An 18,652-nucleotide genomic window follows, 5' to 3' on the forward strand; every position below is an offset into this window, starting at 1 on the left:
AGCGACCTGGGCCACGTGTCAGGTCGCTTTTTTCCGGATAGGAATAATAAGACAAGAACAAAAGGGAGTACGAGCCGTAGATGGAACCTGTCACCAACGTGCCGCTTTACGAAACAGAGCGCATCGATGATTTATTGACACATGAAATGAAAATAATCCAAAGCCACGAAGTTTTTTGCTTCTCGATGGACGCGGTTCTTTTGGCACGATTCGCATCGGTGCCAAAGCGCGGAAAAGTATTGGATATGTGCACGGGCAATGGAGCTATACCGCTCATTATGACCACGCGTACGCCAGAAGCCAGTTTTGATGGAATCGAAATTCAAGAGCGTTTGTTCAGTATGGCAAGCCGCAATGTGACATTGAATGGTTTGAATGAACGAATTACGATGCATCATGGCGATGTGAAGGATGCGGTGTCGTTGTTTGGGCACGGGAATTTCGATTTGATCACGTGCAATCCGCCGTATATGCCTGCGACCAGTGGGGAGAAAAACATCAGCGAGCACTTTGCGATCGCCCGTCATGAGATTATGCTGTCCTTGGAGGATGTCATTCGCGTGGGGAGCCAGCTGCTAAAAAACGGCGGAAAGCTGGCGCTCGTGCATCGATCCACACGTTTGATTGACATCGTTTCGCTTATGCGCCAATATGGCATCGAGCCGAAACGGATGCGTCTGGTTTATCCGCGTAGGGAAGCAGAGCCGAATATGGTTCTGATCGAGGGAATAAGGGGTGGAAAGCCGGAGCTGAGAATTCAGCCACCGCTGATTGTGTATGAAAATGGAGAGCAATACTGTGAAGAACTACAGGAAATCTATTATGGCAGACGAGATTCCCTCGAGTAAGAGTCACTATGTCTACATCCTCTCCTGTGCGGATGGGACACTCTACACCGGATATACGACAGAGCTGATCCGTCGCTTGGCTGCTCATAATGAAGGAAAAGGTGCCAAGTATACGAGAGGCCGCGGGCCAGTGGAGCTGCTCTATTGGGAAGAAGGAGCAGACCGTTCCTGGGGTCTCAAGCGTGAGGAGAGCATCAAACGATTAACGCGCAAGAAAAAAGAAGAATTGATTGGAGGGGCCTCCGAATGAATGTGCAACGCAGTTTTGCGTCAGAAGAAGCAGGAGTCCTTTATTTGGTGGCTACACCGATTGGCAATCTTGATGATATCACGGTGCGGTGTCTAAATACGTTGCGTGAAGTCGATGTCATCGCGTGTGAAGATACGCGCCAGACAAGAAAGCTACTGAATCATTTTCAAATCGAAAAACGAACGGTCAGCTATCACGAGCATAATAAGGAAGCAAGTGGAAATGGGCTGTTGCAGTGGCTTTCCGAGGGCAAGAAAATTGCCTTGGTAAGCGACGCTGGCTTGCCAGCAATTTCCGACCCGGGTGCTGAGCTGGTACGAGATGCGACCGCAGCGGGATTTTCTGTCATCCCCGTTCCAGGTGCCAATGCGGCATTGACAGCTTTGATTGCTTCCGGTCTTCCTACTGATCGCTTCATATTTTGCGGATTTATGGGACGCGAAAACAAGGAAAGACGCGAAGAGCTGGAACGACTGAAGCGATATCCAGAAACGCTGATATTTTATGAAGCTCCCCATCGAGTGGAAAAGACGCTTGCTGCCATGCGGGAAGCGTGGGGGAATCGGCGAGCTGTTTTGGCAAGAGAACTGACAAAGCGCTACGAGGAATTTGTGCGCGGGACGTTGGACGAGCTGCTGGAATGGCTCAGAAGCGGCGAGGTACGCGGTGAGTTTTGTGTCATTGTCGAAGGGAACACCGGGCCGTTGGAAGCGGAAGTCGATGATACCTGGTGGCAATCGCTGAGTATCGTGGAGCACGTGGATCATTACTGTGCACAAGGCATGGGGAAAAAGGAAGCCATCAAGCAAGCAGCTGATGATCGAAATGTATCCAAACGAGATGTTTACAACGAATATCATCGGGAATAGAAGGTAATGAGTGAGCGAAGCTGGCCGATACGGTCGGCTTTTTTCTTTTCGTCATCTCGACGGGTACGTGAATACGATGGTAAGGGGCGCTGCCGGTTACATGGAACAGTAGACCGTACGAATATGCCTGGGCTAAACGGTTTGCCAATCCGAATGACGTTGTGCTTGATTCAGCATGCGGGATCTGCCACCCATTCAAATTTTATTTGGCTGATCATTGTCGAGAAGTACACGCTTGTGATCTCGATTATCGGATACTGTCTAAGGAAGCGATCTATCAAGATATTGTGGATGTATTTGGGAAAAGAGTAGCAGATGGCTTGCCAGCGCATTATTTTGACGGTATTCATTATTGTCGAGCCGATTTGACCTACTTGCCGTACTCGAATCAAAAGTTTGATACTGTATTTTGCATCTCTGTTCTCGAGCATCTCGAAGACCCGATTATGGTGCAAGCATTCCGCGAATTTCACAGAGTGTTAAAAGACGATGGACAGCTCGTACTCACTTTTGATTACCCGCTGATCAATTTAGCGCGATTGCAACGAGTTTTGGTGGAGGTTGGGCTACAGTTTTCTGGCGATGTATCTTTTGAAATGCCGGCTGATGTGGTCTATTCTGATTTGTATGCGCCTAGGCTGTTCTTCTTCCGAGCGCTGTTGAAGAAAAAATAGCAAACAAATAGCCTTTGTGGGGCTCGTCCCACAAAGGCATGTTTATGTAATCAAATGATATTAGCGTTTAACAGGCATTTCTGTCAGGCAATCTTGGCACACAATTTTACCTTTAAAATGAGATACTTTGTCAGCGTTTCCACAGAAGATACATGCAGGCTCATACTTTTTCAGGATGATGCGCTCTCCGTCAACGTAGATTTCCAAAGCATCTTTCTCAGCGATACCCAGAGTGCGGCGCAATTCGATTGGAATTACAACACGACCCAATTCATCTACTTTGCGAACGATACCGGTTGATTTCATCATAGTTAAAATCTCCTCCCAAAAACTGTATATGTCGATGCTATTGTTATACACTCATCATTTATCGTCAATATTCGACATTTTCTGTTGGGATAATCATACCAGCCATTCCCAAAGGTGTCAACATGATTTTGACAATTCCTTGAAAAGCAAAATGTTTTTTCAAATCGAAAATGCTGTTAAATCGGTGTTTCTCAAAGTGTTGGAAGCGATATGGAAATTTTTATGGATAAAATTTACTGGAAGAATTGGGTGTCGAATAAGTCGACGAATGTCGAAACCGAACATGGCAATTCGACAAAAACTCCAAGTTTTCTCTTTTCTTCTTGTATTTTGTAAAGTTGGTGTGAAGCGAGCGATAAAATTCCTCAGGAAAATGGGCTTGCCGAGGATGTTTACAAAACAGGTTGGTCGTGTACAATAGAGGATAAATACAGCAAATGATAGCAAACGACCATGATGGGAAGAGTAAGCCGATCCTCCTTATTTCAGAGAGCCGGGGTAGCTGAGAACCGGTATAAGTGAGCAAGCTGAACATGGACCCTGAGTCTTGCAGATGAACAGTGACGGCATAGACCGTACCTAGTAGTTTGTGACGTATGCCCACGTTACGGGTAGAGTCATGTTTGACTTACCAAGTCCGTTTTCCGTGAGGGGGACGGAGTGTTTGGGTGGTACCGCGAGATAGAGCTCGCCCCAATTTTTTTGGGGTGGGCTTTTCCTTATTTTAATAAACGTAAACAGGAGGGGAATAGTTGCAATGAAACCTACTTATTACATTACAACGCCGATCTACTATCCAAGTAACAAACTCCACATCGGTAACGCCTACACCACAATCGCGTGTGATGCTATGGCTCGTTATAAGCGTTTGCGCGGCTATGATGTGTATTACCTGACAGGGACAGATGAGCATGGTCAAAAGCTCCAAGAGCGTGCAGCCGAAGATGGCAAACAACCTCTCGAATTCATCGACCCGATTGTCGATTGGGTAAAGGATCTGTGGCAAAAGCTGGACATCTCTTATGACGATTTCATCCGTACCACAGAGCCTCGTCATAAAGAAGTCGTACAAAAAGTGTTCCAGCGCCTGCTCGACCAAGGTGATATTTATTTGGGCGAGTACGAGGGCTTCTACTGTGTACCTTGCGAGGCTTTCTGGACAGAAACACAAGCGAAAACGGACAACGGGTATGCTTGCCCAGACTGTGGTCGCGAAGTGAAAAAAGTGAAGGAGAAAAACTACTTCTTCCGCATGTCCAAGTATCAGGACAGACTGCTTGCGCACATCGAAGCAAACCCTGAATTTATTCAACCGGAGAGCCGCCGCAACGAAATGATCAACAACTTCCTGAAGCCAGGTCTCCAGGATTTGTCCGTATCCCGCAGTACATTTGACTGGGGAATCAAGGTGCCTAGCGATCCAGAGCACGTTATTTACGTATGGATCGATGCATTGACGAACTATATTTCCGCTCTCGGCTATTTGTCCGAGGACGACAGCAAATACCGTAACTTCTGGCCGGCCAATGTTCACATGGTTGGAAAAGACATTTTGCGCTTCCATACGATCTACTGGCCAATCCTGTTGATGGCACTGGATATCCCGTTGCCAAAACAAATTTTTGGTCATGGCTGGCTTCTGATGCCGGATGGAAAAATGTCAAAATCCAAGGGCAATGTCATTGACCCGAAGGTTTTGATCGATCGTTACGGTTCTGACGGCGTTCGCTACTTCCTGCTTCGTGAAATCAACTTCGGTCAGGATGGCATCTTCACGCCAGAATCGTTCGTACAGCGCCTGAACTACGACTTGGCTAATGACATCGGAAACTTGCTGAGCCGTACCGCTACGATGATTGAGAAATATTTCGATGGTATCGTTCCAGCTCCACAGGATGCAGGAGAGCCGGATGACAGCTTGATCGGCCTCGCGATGAAAACGAAGGCGCTGGTGGAAGAGCATATAGAAGAAATGCGCTTCTCCAATGCACTGGCTCACATCTGGGAACTGGTGGGACGTACAAACAAATACATCGACGAGACCATGCCTTGGAATTTGGCAAAATCCGAAGAAACCAAAGGTCGTCTGGCAACTGTTATGTACAATTTGGTGGAAAGCATCCGCATTAGCTCCGTGCTGATCCAACCGTTCATGACGAAAGCACCAGCGAAAATTTGGGACCAACTGGGTATTTTGGGCAATGAAGAAGCAACCAACTGGGAATCTGCAAGTGTATGGGGTGGATTACCTGCTGGAAGTACCGTTAGCCGCAAGGAACTGCTCTTCCCTCGTCTGGATGTTCAAGCGGAACTGGCTTTCATCGATGAATCGACAGCAGAGGCACGTCGCCAAGCGGAGGAAAACAAGAAAAAGAAAGCAGCTTTGAAAGGGGAAGCACCTGTGAGTGAAACAAACACCAACCAAACAGAAGCAGCAACGGACAAACCAGCTGATGCAAAAGAAGAAATCAGCATCGACGATTTTGGAAAAGTAGAGCTGCGCATCGCACAGGTAGTGGAATGTGCCAAGCATCCAAATGCTGACAAACTGTTGGTTCTGCAATTGGATCTCGGCTACGAGAAGCGCCAGGTTGTTTCTGGTATCGCGAAATACTACTCCCCAGAAGATATGGTCGGCAAAAAAGTGATCCTCGTAGCCAACCTGAAGCCAGTGAAGCTTCGCGGTGAGCTGTCTCAAGGGATGATCTTGGCAGCATCGGCAGGAGATCAGTTGACACTTGCGACTGTTGACCCAAGTATGCCAAACGGAGCAATCGTGAAGTAACGAGGGCAAGGAAAGGAAGGACCCAACTTGTTATTTGAAACCCATGCTCATCTAAATGCGAAGGAATTCGATGAGGATCGTGCAGAGGTCATTTCTCGTGCGCAAGAAAATGGCGTCAGTACGATTGTGAACATCGGATTCAACGCGGAAACAATTCCAACCTGCATGGATTTGGCTCATGCGTATGACTTTATTTACGCCGTCATCGGCTGGCATCCACAAGATGCCAAGGACATGACAGACGAACACCTAGAATGGATCGAGGAACTCAGTCGTGATCCGAAAGTAGTGGGATTGGGCGAAATGGGCTTGGACTACTACTGGGATACGTCGCCACGTGATGTGCAGGCAGAGGTATTCCGCAAGCAGATTCGTCTGGCTCGCAAGCTCGACATGCCGATCATCATCCACAATCGCGATGCGCACCAAGACGTTTTGACGATCCTGAAGGAAGAGAAGGCAGCAGATGTTGGCGGCATCATGCACTGCTTCTCTGGCAGCTGGGAAACAGCGAAGCAGGCAATCGATATGAATTTTTATATTTCGTTCGGTGGTCCGCTTACATTCAAAAATGCCAAGCAGCCAAAAGAAGTAGCAGCGAAGGTACCTCTTGACAAGTTGTTGATAGAGACAGATTGCCCATATCTCACTCCGCATCCTTTCCGCGGAAAGCGAAATGAGAGTGGATATGTGCGTTACGTCTGTGAGGAAATGGCGAACATTCATGGTTTGTCTTATGAGGAAATGGCACAAATTACCGCAGACAACGCCAGACGTCTTTTTCGCATGAACGGTTAATAAAAACGGGAAATCACGATTGATCACGTGATTTCCCGTTTTTTTGTGTCAAGTAACCGGGTTCTACTCCATTTTGTCGACGCATACGATGAACAATGTGTCGAACGATTATTGTCCATCCGACATGGCTTCTCGACAGGTTTCTACTACCATTCGCCATGCCTATTTTGCTAGTCTGGTACCATTATCGCTTCAGCCAAAAGGGAGGGTAAATTTGACAAAGCCGGGAAAGTGAAATACAATCAAAGCCGACCTTGTGAAGTACCGGCCACTTCCAGAATATTAGTGCAATTACATCGACCCTTACCTGGCTAGACAAGAAGAGCCTTGTGCTTTTCTAGGAAAAGGAGTGTGGGAAATGGAGTTACGCGCGATATGGGAAAGGTATAAGAATCGTGGGCTAGTCATGTTTGGCTGCCTTGCTCTTGTGCTCGTTCCCATGATTGGCTATTTCTCTGCCCAGGCTACTCAGCCAAAACAGGTCACTTTTTCGTTGGACGGAGAAAGCAAGACGGTCGCTACAAAAGCCAAGACCGTTGAGCAGTTCTTAACCGAGCGGAACATTACGGTAACGGAAAAGGATTCCCTTCAACCGACACCTGAGACGAAGCTATCAGACGGAGCACTCATTACTTTATATACGACCTGGTCCATACCAGTCCAGGTTGACGGGCAGAAAAAAACGATAGAGACACTTAGTCGTGATGTTGCTGGTGCGTTGAAGGACGGCGGCATCGTGCTAGGTGAGAAGGACCGGGTAGAACCGGCATTGACCGCTACACTTACCAAGGACTCCTCGATCAGCGTAAAGCGGGTTGTTGAGAAAATGGTAAAAGTCGATGAGCGAGTCACCTTTCAAGAAATACGCAAAAATGATCCAGCGCTGGAAAAAGGTAAGACCCGCGTATTACAGAGCGGGCAAGAAGGTAAGGCAATTGCACACTATAAGCTAGTCATGGAAGATGGAAAAGAAGTCTCCCGTGATCTGGTCAAAAGAGATGTACTTGTACCGAAGAAAGATAATGTCGTAGCCATGGGTACCGCAATCCCAATGTTGCAGAAAAAGGGTCAACCAGATCGGGTCCTGGTTGCTTCTGCAGCGGGTCCGGTCTCGCGTGGTGGAAAAGTGTTTAGGCCGAAAAAAGTATTGAACGGGGTTACCCTGACTGCTTATACTCCTTCGGGAGGTGGCAAACACCCAAGCTCTCCGGGATATGGACGCACATCGACAGGGGTAAAAGCCAAGGCAGGTCACACCATCGCTGTAGATCCTAAAGTCATTCCGTATGGATGGTGGGTGTACATTGAAGGTATTGGGTATCGTCGAGCTGAAGATACGGGTGGTGCCATGAAAGGTGGCAAAATCGACGTATTCGTAGGCACGGAGTCCGAGGCGAGGAAATTCGGTCGCAAGCGAAACAAAACTGTATATATCATTGGACCACAGAAGCCTTAGGACAGGAGCGATTGCTCCTGTTCTTCTGTTTCCTCCAAGGTTATTGTGATAAGCTGTTTGTTAGTTAGACGATCCTGTTTTACCAAATGTTTCATGTATTTTTGGCTTGAGGTACGGTTTTTTTTGGAACACTAGTACCGTACCGAGTTTGTACGAAAGTGGGAGCACATGATGAAGATCAAGGAAGTCATCGTGGTGGAAGGTCGAGACGATACCGCAACAATCAAGCGTGCGGTTAATGCCGATACGATTGAAACTGGCGGTTCTGCCATTCATAAAAGAACGATTGAAAAAATCAGGCTGGCGCAACAAAAACGCGGTGTTATTATTTTTACAGACCCCGATTATCAAGGGGAGCGCATCCGAAAAATTATCAGCAAGTCAGTTCCAGGCTGCAAGCATGCATTTATTACCCAAGAGGACGGGACCAAAAAGGGCGACATCGGCGTCGAGAACGCGACACCTGATGTGATTATTCGTGCGCTCTCAGAAGTACGTACCGAAATGGCGGAAACGGCTGGAGAGATTACTTCTGACGATCTGTTGGCAAATGGCCTGACGTCCGGAGTAGATGCCAAAGAACGCAGAATTAAGCTGGGAGAAGCATTGGGGATCGGATACGCCAACGCCAAGCAAATGCTGCAGCGGCTCAATGCCTTCCAAATTAGTCGAGCAGAATTCGAAGCGGCCATTACGGCCATCAACAAAGAGAGGGAGTAAGCCATGACCCAAATAGCGGGCAAGGATATTGCCACACCTACGCGCACAAAAGAAATATTGGAGAAGTACGGCTTTTCTTTTAAGAAGAGTTTGGGCCAGAACTTCCTGATAGACACCAATATTTTACATAACATTGTTTCAGAGGCAGACCTTACCAAGGAAAAGGGAGCGATTGAAATTGGGCCCGGTATCGGTGCGCTGACGGAGCAATTGGGACGAGCAGCCAAAAAAGTGATGGCGATCGAAATCGACCAGCGTCTTTTACCTATTTTGCAGGACACGCTGTCACCCTATGAAAATATTGAAGTCGTACATGGGGACGTACTGGAGCTGGATCTGAAGAAGTTAATAGAAGAAAAGATGACAGGAGTGGAAAAGCTGAGCGTAGTGGCGAATCTGCCTTACTATGTGACGACACCCATCCTGATGAAGCTGCTGGAAGAGAGATTGCCTCTCGAAAACATCGTGGTCATGATTCAAAAGGAAGTGGCAGAGAGAATTGCAGCCAAACCAGGAACGAAAGACTATGGCTCTCTTTCAGTCGCAGCTCAATTCTATGCAGACACAGAAGTAGCGATGATTGTGCCTGCAAGTGTGTTCATTCCGCGTCCGAATGTCGACTCGGCAGTGATTCGCTTAAAGGTAAGAGATCGTCCGCCAGTGGATGTAGACGATCAGGATGTGTTTTTCCGGGTGGTACGCAGCTCGTTTGCACAGCGCCGTAAGACGTTGTTGAACAACCTAATGAACGGACTGTTTCCTAAAACCCAAAAGGATGAAGTAATACAGATGCTCACTGACATCGGGATCGATCCGACTCGGCGTGGTGAAACACTCAGTTTGGACGAATTTGCCCGCCTAGCGAACGAAGGTATGCGCCGCGGACTGATTACGTAAATCGTGTAGACAACCCCCTTGTTTTTGGGCGAGATCACCCAAGAATGGGGGTTTTTGCGTATTTATGCCCTTTATGCATATCTTTTGACAAATATCTACGTTTTTTATGAAAAAAACCCCGTTGACAAAATATCCGCAGGGTTGCTATAATTTTTTATTTCTTTGACAAAATATAAGGGAGCTGTTATACTAGATGTAAGCGAGGTGGATGAAACAATGGCAAGAAACGCGTTACTTGACATTAAACGTAGTTTAGACGGACACATTGGTGAGCGCATCCTGCTGAAGGCTAATGGCGGTCGCCGCAAAACCGTTGAACGTAGTGGCATCCTCGAAGAAACTTACCCATCTGTGTTTGTGGTAAAGCTGGATGACGACCAACTCTTTGAGCGGGTATCTTACAGCTATGCTGACATCTTGACGGAAACAGTAGAATTGACGGTGTGCCGCGAAAACGAGCACATCCGCATCACATTTGTACAACAGTAGAGCCCTTTTGGGTTCTACTGTTTTGTTTTTTATATCGAAAAGCTCTGAACATTTGGTTGAGGCAATAAAAAGAGCGGCATGGAGCACACTAAGCCTGTCAACGAGAAGGAGGGTGCTATGGGTCGCAGACGAGGACTGATGTCAGAGCAGTTTAAGATGGAGCTGGCCAAAGAGCTTGGGTTTTACGATACGGTAAAAGCCGAGGGTTGGGGAGGCATCACGACACGGGACGCGGGTAACATGGTCAAGCGCGCTGTTCAGCTTGCTGAGGAAGCATTAGCCGCTAAGCGATTGTAACGTTTGGGTTTGATCGTACGGACGTTTCTCACCATATAAACACTCGTTGACAAGGCCGGGGCAACCCGGCTTTTTTTCTGTAAAGAGAGCTGAATTTTCGAAATACCCATAATGATCTCGATCCTATTCTTTTTAATTGATCAAGTGGCATGGGAGAGTTTGCCTATGCTACAATAAGAAACTAGGAAATTTAGAAAGTAGGCAGAGGTGAATTACGTGCGTATCTCGGTCAAAGCTCCGGCCAAAATTAATTTGACTCTCGACGCGCTTGCCAAACGGCCGGACGGTTATCACGAAGTAGAAATGGTGATGACAACCGTAGACTTGGCAGATCGTGTGGACATGACTCTACGCGAAGATGGTGAGATTACGCTGGACTGTTCTGCCAGCTTCGTACCGGATGATATCCGTAACCACGCATATAAAGCGGCAACGCTCATGAAAGAAAAATTTCAAGTACGCCAGGGCGTACACTTGTATATCGACAAGCAAATTCCGGTTGCGGCTGGACTGGCCGGTGGCAGCAGTGATGCAGCTGCAACATTGCGCGGCTTGAACCAATTATGGAATCTCGGGTTGACCAGAGATGAGCTGGCTAAAATCGGCGCGGAAATTGGCTCTGATGTGCCATTTTGCGTTTATGGAGGAACAGCGCTGGCGACGGGGCGTGGTGAACAGATTGCGCATCTGGGAGCGCCTGCACCGTGCTGGGTCATTCTAGCCAAGCCGCCTATCGGAGTATCTACTCCGGATGTATACGGAAACCTGCGTGTGGCCCAGATCGATAATCATCCCGATACCAAACAAATGCTGCAAGCCATCGCGATGCAAGACTTTTCACTCATGTGCCAATCTCTTGGGAATGTGTTGGAGAACGTCACGCTCTCGCTCCATCCACAAGTAAAACAGATTAAGGATCTCATGATCGCTTCGGGGGCAGATGGTGTCCTGATGTCTGGCAGCGGTCCTACTGTGTTTGCTCTTGTGCAAAAGGAAGCGAAAGTACATCGGATTTACAACGCGTTGCGAGGTTTTGTCAAAGATGTGTTTGTTGTCCGAATGTTAGGCGCTCAAGATGGGGAAATACTTGCATAAACCCGTATGGAAATGATACATTAACAGCATAATATTCGGTTTTGGAGGAAGAGCCATGAAGAAATTGCGCAGAAGTGCACGTCTGGTTGACATGACGCAGCACTTGCTCGCCCACCCCCATACGCTGACTCCTCTCACTCTTTTCGCGGAACAATACGGCGCAGCGAAATCATCCATCAGTGAAGACTTGTCTATCATCAAAGAGGCTTTTGAAGTCCAAGGGGTAGGCTTGTTGAAAACGGTGGCGGGAGCGGCAGGCGGAGTGAAGTATATTCCACAGGTCAAAACGGAAGAGGCCCTTCACTTCATGCGCGAACTGATCGGTCAACTCGCTAATCCAGAGAGACTTTTGCCAGGTGGATACTTGTACATGTCCGACATTCTCGGAAATCCACAAACGATGGCGAAGATCGGAAAGCTCTTTGCAACCGCTTATGCGGATAAAAATGTGGATGTCGTCATGACGGTGGAAACAAAGGGGATTCCACTTGCGTATGCGACCGCTATGTTTTTGAATGTGCCTGTTGTGATTGTGCGCCGTGACAACAAGGTGACGGAAGGTTCAGTAGTGAGCATTAACTACGTATCGGGTTCCAGTAAACGAATTCAAACCATGTCACTCGCTCGCCGCGGTTTGGCCGAGCAGTCTCGCGTCCTCATTGTGGACGACTTTATGAAGGCTGGCGGGACATTGCGGGGCATGATTGATCTGTTGCAGGAATTCCGTGCAACCGTAGTAGGATGCGGCGTACTGGTAGAAACGACAGCGGATGTTTCTGAGCGTTTGGTAGATGAATATGTATCGCTTGCAAAACTACAGGATGTAGACTTCAAGGGCAAGCAAATCGAAATAGAGCTGGGCAGTTTTTTTGAAAATAGAGGGGAGTAGATAAGTATGGCAATCTCTTTTGTTTCAACTGACAAGGCTCCTGCCGCTATTGGTCCTTACAGCCAAGCTGCAAAGGTAGGTCCATTTCTTTTTGCATCGGGTCAAATTCCGCTGCGTGCAGACGGCACTTTGGTAGAAGGTGACGTCGTGGAGCAAACCCATCAGGTTTTTTCCAACATTCAAGCGGTACTGGCAGAAGCCGGTGGCAACCTGACGAATGTAGTGAAAGCGACTGTATTCATCAAGGACATGAATGATTTTGGTCAACTGAACGAAGTGTACGGCCAATATTTTGGCGATCACAAGCCAGCTCGTTCCACTGTAGAAGTGGCACGTCTGCCGCGTGATGTAAAAGTCGAAATCGAAATCGTAGCTTATATCGAATAGAAAAAAATGGAAAACAGCCTGATGCCACGCGCATTGGGCTGTTTTTTGTACTTGCAGAAAATTTTTCCAAAAAATTACATATAAACATATTTATATATTTTTTCAAATATTGCATAATGATAAGCAGGAATATTTACCCAGCGGGTGGAAATAATCCTAAACGCGTTACATAGATAAAGGGAGTGAACTAGATGGAAGTAACAGACGTAAGACTTCGCCGAGTGAATACGGATGGTAGGATGAAAGCGATTGCATCCATTACAATTGACCATGAATTTGTGGTTCATGATATCCGTGTCATTGACGGAAATAATGGTATGTTTGTAGCTATGCCGAGCAAGCGTACACCAGATGGAGAATTCCGTGATATTGCACATCCGATTTCTTCGACTACCCGTGAAAAAATTCAGGCAGCAGTTCTCACAGAATACGACCGCGTAGGTCAAGAGGAAGAAAGCACTATCGAAGCTGGTGCTTAAAAAGTCCTTATACTCAAAGCACCCTGTCACTTGCGGCAGGGTGCTTCGGCGTCCGTTAACCATAACATTTTTTTAGATTGTTCAAAATAATTTCTCGGTCCATTCCTTCCCCGATGAAGACAGCTACCATTTTCGGTCCGAAATTTTCAAAAGGGAACAGGAGCACCTGATTATCGGTATGTTGAAACGAGATCAGCTCAGGCTTTCCGTGGAACTGGACGTAGCCTTTTGCCCGATAGACGTTTTTGGGGAGATCGTATAGAAAGTCCTCAAATTTTTTCGCGTCTACGGGTCCGGTGAATACATAGGAAAACGTTTCGATACTACTGTAGAGAGAGGGTTGGCTTGTTTTTAGGCCAAGGGATTGCTTGAGCCTGTCCATCGTGGACATTCGGCCGATGCTTTTCTGTACGGCAATGGGGTGGTTGGTCTCGTTGTCGAGCGGTCGCTCATGAACGGTGCGTTTGACAGACAAAAGCCTGGAGACTTCTATTTCTGCCTGAACAGTAGCGTGTATGGGTGCAGTCGGATTGATTTCACTGAGCTTTTGACGGACCCGCTCTATGACATCAGGGCTGGTCAAATCGGTTTTGTTCAAAAGAAGCAGGTCTGCGTAACGAACTTGGTTTCGAATCGTTTTGACCAGAGTGGCAGTCGAGGAGAAGCGTGAGTTGAGGTCCAGAAAGCGAGAGGCGTCGACAACACTAATGGTCCCCTTTAACTCCAGTCGATCATACAGCTCTGGATGGGTAATCGTATCGATGACATCAAGTGGATCGGCTACGCCAGTAGTCTCGATGAGGATTCGGTCTGGCGCAATGGCGTTCATAATATCTTTCAAGCTCTCCGTCAGCTCGCCCTTGATGGAGCAGCATATGCAGCCATCGAGCATTTTTTTGACAGGAAAGCCGAAGCCTTGCAATTGTTCCCCGTCAATATCTTCCTCCCCCATTTCATTCATCAAGACGACTACTTTCTGGTCTGTGATGCGCAAATGAGTCAGCCATTTTTGCAAAAGGGTGGTTTTTCCGCTTCCTAAATACCCAGTCAGCAAGTATATCTCTGCGCTCATCTAATCCTACCTCCTTCAAATAACCCCTTTCGCCCAACAATATATCACATTTCTGTCAGAAAATTAAATGTTGTCTGCCTTGTGTCTAACAACTGGCAATGCAAGGAATCGGGGATAATCCTGTATCGATTGTCTTGAAATTCACATATGAATTAGGATATAGTCATTGTGGAACTTCTACGATGGAGGGTTGACATGTCTAAGATCCATGCCGTGGTTCTGGCTGCTGGTCAGGGTACACGGATGAAATCGAAGCTGTACAAAGTCCTGCACCCTGTGTGCGGAAAGCCTATGGTTCAGCATGTAGTCGATACGATGGCGTCCATGCAGGTTCAGGATATCGTTGTCGTCGTAGGTCATGGTGCTGACGCTGTTCGCGCCAAACTAGGCGATGACGTCACTTATGCACTGCAAGAAAAACAGTTGGGGACGGCACATGCCGTTTCGCAGGCAGCGCCGTTTTTACAGGATAAAGAAGGAACTACGTTTCTTTTATATGGAGACGTTCCCCTCTTGTCAGCGACTACGTTGTCAGCCTTGCTGACCTATCACGAGGAGCAGCAAGCGGCTGCAACTGTATTAACCGCCGTATTACCTGATGCAACAGGTTATGGGCGTATCGTGCGCAATGAGGCGGGCGAAGTATTGCGAATCGTGGAACATAAGGACGCTACAGAAGCGGAACGGGCGATCAGTGAAATTAATACGGGCATATACTGCTATGACAATCGAAAATTATGGAAAGCCTTGGCGGAAGTGAAAAATGACAACGCACAAGGCGAATACTATGTAACAGACGTTGTCGGTATTTTGCGTGAGGCAGGTGAAAAGGTAGTTGGATACGAAGCGGTTGACCCGGAGGAAACAATGGGTGTTAACGATCGTGTACAGCTATCGGAAGCAGAAGCCTACATGAAAAAACGTATTATGACTGGTCACATGCGAAATGGTGTGACAATCATTGATCCAGCTTCTACGTACATCGAAACTGATGTGAAGATTGAGGCAGATACGGTGATCCACCCAGGTTCTTTCCTGCGTGGACAAACAACCGTTGGAGCTGATTGTGTAATCGGACCCCAAGCGGATCTGACGAATGTGGAAGTAGCGAGTGGCGTGAACATTTCTTACTCGGTGATGGTTGATTCGAGTGTGGAAAGCGACTCATCTGTAGGGCCATTTGCTTATGTTCGACCAGGATCACAGATTGGAAGCAATGCCAAAATCGGTGATTTCGTGGAATTGAAAAATGCGAAAATTGGTGACGGTACGAAGGTTCCTCATCTCAGCTATGTAGGAGATGCGGAGATCGGAGACGGAGTCAATATTGGCTGTGGAACGATTACCGTCAACTATGATGGCGCAGTGAAGCATAAAACAACAGTAAAAGATGGAGCATTCATCGGATGCAACAGCAATCTGGTTGCGCCTGTTACAGTTGGACAAAATGCTTATGTAGCTGCAGGATCGACTATTAATCAAGATGTGCCAGATAATGCGCTTGCGATCGCACGTGAGCGTCAAGTAAATAAAATCGATTACGCGAACAAAATGCCTCGCAAGGGCAAAAAGCAATCATAAACGGGAGGTTCTTGAGAAGATCATGGCTAACTACCGCGACCCAAAACTGAAGGTATTTACGTGCAACGCAAACCCGGAACTGGCAAAAGAAATCGCCGAACACATCGGTGTACCACTCGGAAACGCACAAGTAGTGCGCTTTAGTGATGGCGAATGCCAACTCAAACTCAATGAAAGCGTTCGCGGTTGTGACGTATTTGTCATTCAGCCTACGTCTGCTCCTGTTAATGAGCATTTGATGGAGCTTTTGGTCATGGTCGATGCATTGAAGCGCGCTTCGGCTAAGAGTATTAACGTGGTAATTCCTTACTACGGTTATGCTCGTCAAGATCGTAAAGCACGTGCACGTGATCCAATCACGGCCAAGCTGGTTGCGAACCTGATCGAGACAGCAGGTGCACAACGTGTGATTACGATGGATCTGCACGCAACACAAATCCAAGGTTTCTTCGATATTCCGGTTGATCATCTGCTGGGTGTGCCTATCTTGGGTAAACACTTCTCTGAAAAAGGTCTGAAAGATATCGTTGTCGTATCTCCAGATCACGGTGGAGTGACCCGTGCTCGTAAATTGGCAGAACGTCTGGAAGCGCCTATTGCCATTATTGACAAACGTCGCCCAGAACCAAACGTAGCCGAAGTAATGAACATCGTGGGTAACATCGAAGGCAAAACAGCGATCATCATCGACGATATTATCGATACTGCTGGAACGATCACGCTGGCTGCAAGTGCACTTGTAGAAGCAGGCGCACGTGAAGTATATGCATGCTGCACGCACCCAGTTCTGTCTGGTCCTGCTATCGAGCGTATTGCTAACTCGAAGATCAAGGAACTGATTGTGACCAACTCGATCCCGCTGACAGAAGAACAAATTATCGATAAGATTACCGTTCTTTCCGTAGCGCCAATCATTGGTGAAGCAATCATTCGTGTTCACGAAGAGCTTTCCGTAAGCAAGTTGTTCGATTAATATACCAATCCCCTATTCGGGGATTGAACTAAACCTCTGATGGACAAGCTAGTGAGGAAACTTTTACTAGCGGTCCGAAGGAGGTTTTTTTGTGGAACAATTACAAGCACAGTCTCGTGAAAAAAAGACAGGCAATGCTGTAAAGGTACTGCGCAAGGAAGGTTGGGTTCCCGGTATTATGTACGGCAGCGAAGTGGGCAATAAGCCGATTCAGCTCAAAGGAAGAGAGCTGGATGCTGCCCTGCGTCACCAGGCGACGAACAAGCCATTCCGGTTGAGTGTAGACGGGGACACGCACGATGTCATGGTTTATGAGCTGCAACGGCATCCTTTGCAGGGGAACATTTTGCATGCAGATTTTAAGAAGATCAATATGAATGAAAAAATACACACGTCCGTTCCTGTCCTCATGACAGGAGATCCGGAGTTGGGTGTGGCTACCCTTGTCCGCCACAGTGTGGAAGTGACGTGCTTGCCAGGTAATATACCAGAATCGTTCCTGGTCGATGTCGACGGGTTCAATATCGGGGATGTCGTTTTGGTAGCGGATCTGACTGTCCCACCAGGAGTGGAGCTAGGGCTGGATTCCACGGAAGTGCTGATCAGTGTCCTGCCAGTTAAGGTCAAGTCCGAAGAATCGATTGATGCAGAGCAAGAAGCAGAAGCAGTGGCCGAAAAAGCAGGAACCGCTAACGAATAAAATCGGGGCATGAAAAAGAAGGGCGAGGTGATTTCATCTCTGCCCTTTTCCTTTTGTTCACGTGACCATTCGAGTACAATGGGAAGAGAGTAGGAGGGAATAAGCGTGAAAGTCATAATTGGATTGGGCAATCCCGGCAAAAAATATGAAGACACCAGACATAATGCTGGCTTTATGGCCATAGATAAGATTAGCGACAAATGGGGAATTCCTGTTACGCAGAACAAGTTTCGTGCCCTCGTGGGCGAAGGTCGAATCGAAGGCGACAAGGTACTGCTGGTGAAGCCACAGACATACATGAATCTCTCCGGTGAATCGGTAGCGGAAGTCCTCAAGTTTTACAAGCTGATTCCGGACGATCTCGTCGTCATCTACGACGATCTTGATTTGCCGACTGGACATCTTCGTCTGCGGGAAAAAGGCAGCGCTGGTGGGCACAACGGCATCAAGTCGATGATTCAGCATTTGGGCACACAGGAGTTTAAACGAATCAAGGTCGGAATCAGTCGTCCTGAACCAGGGCGGAGCGTCAGCGACTATGTTTTGAATACGTTTCCAGTGGCGGAAAGAGCCGACATTCAAGAAGCGGTGAGCTTGGCTGCTGATGCATGCGCCATGTGGACAAGAGAGTCGTTTTTAAAGGTCATGAACCATTACAACAGCTTGAAGAAGTAGTATGATTTCCCACCCAATCGTCCATACTAACCGATAGGAACAGTATGGGGGTGGTATGTGCATGAGCATACGTTATACATGTCGTTGCTGCGGCATGAAGATTGCAGAATTTGACGAATCGCAAGTAACAGAAGCGCAGCTCGGGTTTGATTCCTTGACCCCGGAGGAACGTGCTCTTATAATATCGAGAGAACAAAGTGGAGATACGGTCGTCAGCATCACGTGCGACTATTGCCGTGAAGCGCTGATTCAGCATCCAGAGCTTTCGCTAGTCGGAAACCCACTTCAATAAGTGGATACGCATTAGGAAGGCTTGCACTGACAAGGCCTTAGCTTGGGGAGCTAAGGCTTCTTTTCGCATGGCTGACCTGCGGTTGTTGTGAACGTAAGCGACGGTCTGATTTTAGTT

At 47.5% G+C, this 18,652-nt stretch carries 22 protein-coding genes and 1 other annotated feature; of the genes, 20 read left to right on the forward strand and 2 right to left on the reverse strand.

Annotated features, from left to right (window positions below; all coding sequences use genetic code 11):
• Positions 1 to 80: 80 nt before the first annotated feature.
• The 4 genes from ACM6JA_RS04785 to ACM6JA_RS04800 all read left to right on the forward strand — a co-directional run bounded on the left by ACM6JA_RS04785 (position 81) and on the right by ACM6JA_RS04800 (position 2,641).
• Positions 81 to 848: a tRNA1(Val) (adenine(37)-N6)-methyltransferase gene (locus tag ACM6JA_RS04785; RefSeq protein ID WP_007719904.1), complete on the forward strand. Its 768-nt coding sequence runs from the start codon at positions 81 to 83 to the stop codon at positions 846 to 848.
• Positions 823 to 1,098, forward strand: a complete 276-nt coding sequence (locus ACM6JA_RS04790) for a GIY-YIG nuclease family protein (RefSeq protein ID WP_007719905.1) — start codon at positions 823 to 825, stop codon at positions 1,096 to 1,098. Before ACM6JA_RS04785 ends, ACM6JA_RS04790 begins: the two co-directional genes overlap by 26 nt.
• Positions 1,095 to 1,967 (forward strand): 16S rRNA (cytidine(1402)-2'-O)-methyltransferase, encoded by an 873-nt coding sequence (rsmI, locus tag ACM6JA_RS04795; RefSeq protein ID WP_414851412.1) that lies wholly within the window; start codon positions 1,095 to 1,097, stop codon positions 1,965 to 1,967. The genes ACM6JA_RS04790 and rsmI overlap by 4 nt, the downstream gene beginning before the upstream one ends.
• A 161-nt stretch (positions 1,968 to 2,128) precedes the next feature.
• Complete coding sequence (locus ACM6JA_RS04800) at positions 2,129 to 2,641, forward strand: class I SAM-dependent methyltransferase (RefSeq protein WP_414851413.1); 513 nt, start codon at positions 2,129 to 2,131, stop codon at positions 2,639 to 2,641.
• A gap of 60 nt (positions 2,642 to 2,701) precedes the next feature.
• On the opposite strand, the gene ACM6JA_RS04805 is transcribed toward ACM6JA_RS04800, so the two are convergent.
• Positions 2,702 to 2,950: an AbrB/MazE/SpoVT family DNA-binding domain-containing protein gene (locus ACM6JA_RS04805; RefSeq protein ID WP_007719913.1), complete on the reverse strand. Its 249-nt coding sequence runs from the start codon at positions 2,948 to 2,950 to the stop codon at positions 2,702 to 2,704.
• 444 nt (positions 2,951 to 3,394) lie between these two features.
• Positions 3,395 to 3,649 (forward strand) — a binding site (T-box leader).
• A gap of 58 nt (positions 3,650 to 3,707) precedes the next feature.
• Here ACM6JA_RS04805 and metG point away from each other — a divergent pair.
• The 11 genes from metG (at position 3,708) to spoVG (ending at position 13,242) form a co-directional block, all read left to right on the forward strand.
• Positions 3,708 to 5,735 (forward strand): methionine--tRNA ligase, encoded by a 2,028-nt coding sequence (metG, locus tag ACM6JA_RS04810; protein ID WP_414851414.1) that lies wholly within the window; start codon positions 3,708 to 3,710, stop codon positions 5,733 to 5,735.
• A gap of 27 nt (positions 5,736 to 5,762) precedes the next feature.
• Complete coding sequence (locus tag ACM6JA_RS04815) at positions 5,763 to 6,533, forward strand: TatD family hydrolase (protein WP_414851415.1); 771 nt, start codon at positions 5,763 to 5,765, stop codon at positions 6,531 to 6,533.
• Positions 6,534 to 6,891: 358 nt separating this feature from the next.
• A complete protein-coding gene (locus ACM6JA_RS04820; protein ID WP_173620755.1) occupies positions 6,892 to 7,989 on the forward strand; it encodes a 3D domain-containing protein in 1,098 nt (365 codons plus the stop codon).
• 171 nt (positions 7,990 to 8,160) lie between these two features.
• Positions 8,161 to 8,709 carry a ribonuclease M5 gene (gene rnmV, locus ACM6JA_RS04825; RefSeq protein WP_007719922.1) on the forward strand — a complete coding sequence of 183 codons (549 nt, stop codon included), beginning with the start codon at positions 8,161 to 8,163 and terminating at the stop codon, positions 8,707 to 8,709.
• 3 nt (positions 8,710 to 8,712) lie between these two features.
• On the forward strand, positions 8,713 to 9,606 hold the full coding sequence (rsmA, locus tag ACM6JA_RS04830; RefSeq protein WP_007719925.1) for a 16S rRNA (adenine(1518)-N(6)/adenine(1519)-N(6))-dimethyltransferase RsmA: 894 nt from the start codon (positions 8,713 to 8,715) through the stop codon (positions 9,604 to 9,606).
• Positions 9,607 to 9,822: 216 nt separating this feature from the next.
• The gene (gene veg / locus ACM6JA_RS04835) at positions 9,823 to 10,095 is read left to right on the forward strand and encodes a biofilm formation stimulator Veg (RefSeq protein WP_005830485.1); all 273 of its coding nucleotides are present in this window, start codon (positions 9,823 to 9,825) and stop codon (positions 10,093 to 10,095) included.
• Between the two features lie 117 nt (positions 10,096 to 10,212).
• Positions 10,213 to 10,392 (forward strand): small, acid-soluble spore protein, alpha/beta type, encoded by a 180-nt coding sequence (locus tag ACM6JA_RS04840; protein WP_017246937.1) that lies wholly within the window; start codon positions 10,213 to 10,215, stop codon positions 10,390 to 10,392.
• Between the two features lie 216 nt (positions 10,393 to 10,608).
• Entirely contained in the window at positions 10,609 to 11,487 is an 879-nt protein-coding gene (gene ispE / locus ACM6JA_RS04845) for a 4-(cytidine 5'-diphospho)-2-C-methyl-D-erythritol kinase (protein WP_414851441.1), read from the forward strand.
• A 55-nt stretch (positions 11,488 to 11,542) separates the two neighbouring features.
• Positions 11,543 to 12,376, forward strand: a complete 834-nt coding sequence (gene purR, locus ACM6JA_RS04850; protein WP_007719934.1) for a pur operon repressor — start codon at positions 11,543 to 11,545, stop codon at positions 12,374 to 12,376.
• Between the two features lie 6 nt (positions 12,377 to 12,382).
• A complete protein-coding gene (locus ACM6JA_RS04855) occupies positions 12,383 to 12,763 on the forward strand; it encodes a RidA family protein (protein WP_007719935.1) in 381 nt (126 codons plus the stop codon).
• 191 nt (positions 12,764 to 12,954) lie between these two features.
• Positions 12,955 to 13,242, forward strand: coding sequence for a septation regulator SpoVG (gene spoVG / locus ACM6JA_RS04860; RefSeq protein WP_007719936.1), 288 nt, complete (start codon positions 12,955 to 12,957; stop codon positions 13,240 to 13,242).
• Positions 13,243 to 13,297: 55 nt separating this feature from the next.
• On the opposite strand, the gene ACM6JA_RS04865 is transcribed toward spoVG, so the two are convergent.
• Complete coding sequence (locus ACM6JA_RS04865) at positions 13,298 to 14,314, reverse strand: CobW family GTP-binding protein (protein ID WP_414851416.1); 1,017 nt, start codon at positions 14,312 to 14,314, stop codon at positions 13,298 to 13,300.
• 195 nt (positions 14,315 to 14,509) lie between these two features.
• Between ACM6JA_RS04865 and glmU the strand changes: the two genes are divergently transcribed.
• The 5 genes from glmU to ACM6JA_RS04890 all read left to right on the forward strand — a co-directional run bounded on the left by glmU (position 14,510) and on the right by ACM6JA_RS04890 (position 18,535).
• Positions 14,510 to 15,895, forward strand: a complete 1,386-nt coding sequence (gene glmU, locus ACM6JA_RS04870) for a bifunctional UDP-N-acetylglucosamine diphosphorylase/glucosamine-1-phosphate N-acetyltransferase GlmU (protein ID WP_414851417.1) — start codon at positions 14,510 to 14,512, stop codon at positions 15,893 to 15,895.
• Positions 15,896 to 15,917: 22 nt separating this feature from the next.
• A complete protein-coding gene (locus tag ACM6JA_RS04875) occupies positions 15,918 to 16,868 on the forward strand; it encodes a ribose-phosphate diphosphokinase (RefSeq protein ID WP_007726399.1) in 951 nt (316 codons plus the stop codon).
• Positions 16,869 to 16,959: 91 nt separating this feature from the next.
• Entirely contained in the window at positions 16,960 to 17,568 is a 609-nt protein-coding gene (locus tag ACM6JA_RS04880; protein ID WP_414851418.1) for a 50S ribosomal protein L25, read from the forward strand.
• Between the two features lie 105 nt (positions 17,569 to 17,673).
• Complete coding sequence (pth, locus tag ACM6JA_RS04885; protein WP_173620749.1) at positions 17,674 to 18,243, forward strand: aminoacyl-tRNA hydrolase; 570 nt, start codon at positions 17,674 to 17,676, stop codon at positions 18,241 to 18,243.
• Between the two features lie 61 nt (positions 18,244 to 18,304).
• Positions 18,305 to 18,535 (forward strand): anti-sigma-F factor Fin, encoded by a 231-nt coding sequence (locus ACM6JA_RS04890; protein WP_007726431.1) that lies wholly within the window; start codon positions 18,305 to 18,307, stop codon positions 18,533 to 18,535.
• Positions 18,536 to 18,652 lie beyond the last annotated feature (117 nt).

It is taken from the genome of Brevibacillus sp. IT-7CA2 (genome assembly GCF_949767855.1).
Classification (GTDB): Bacteria; Bacillota; Bacilli; order Brevibacillales; family Brevibacillaceae; genus Brevibacillus.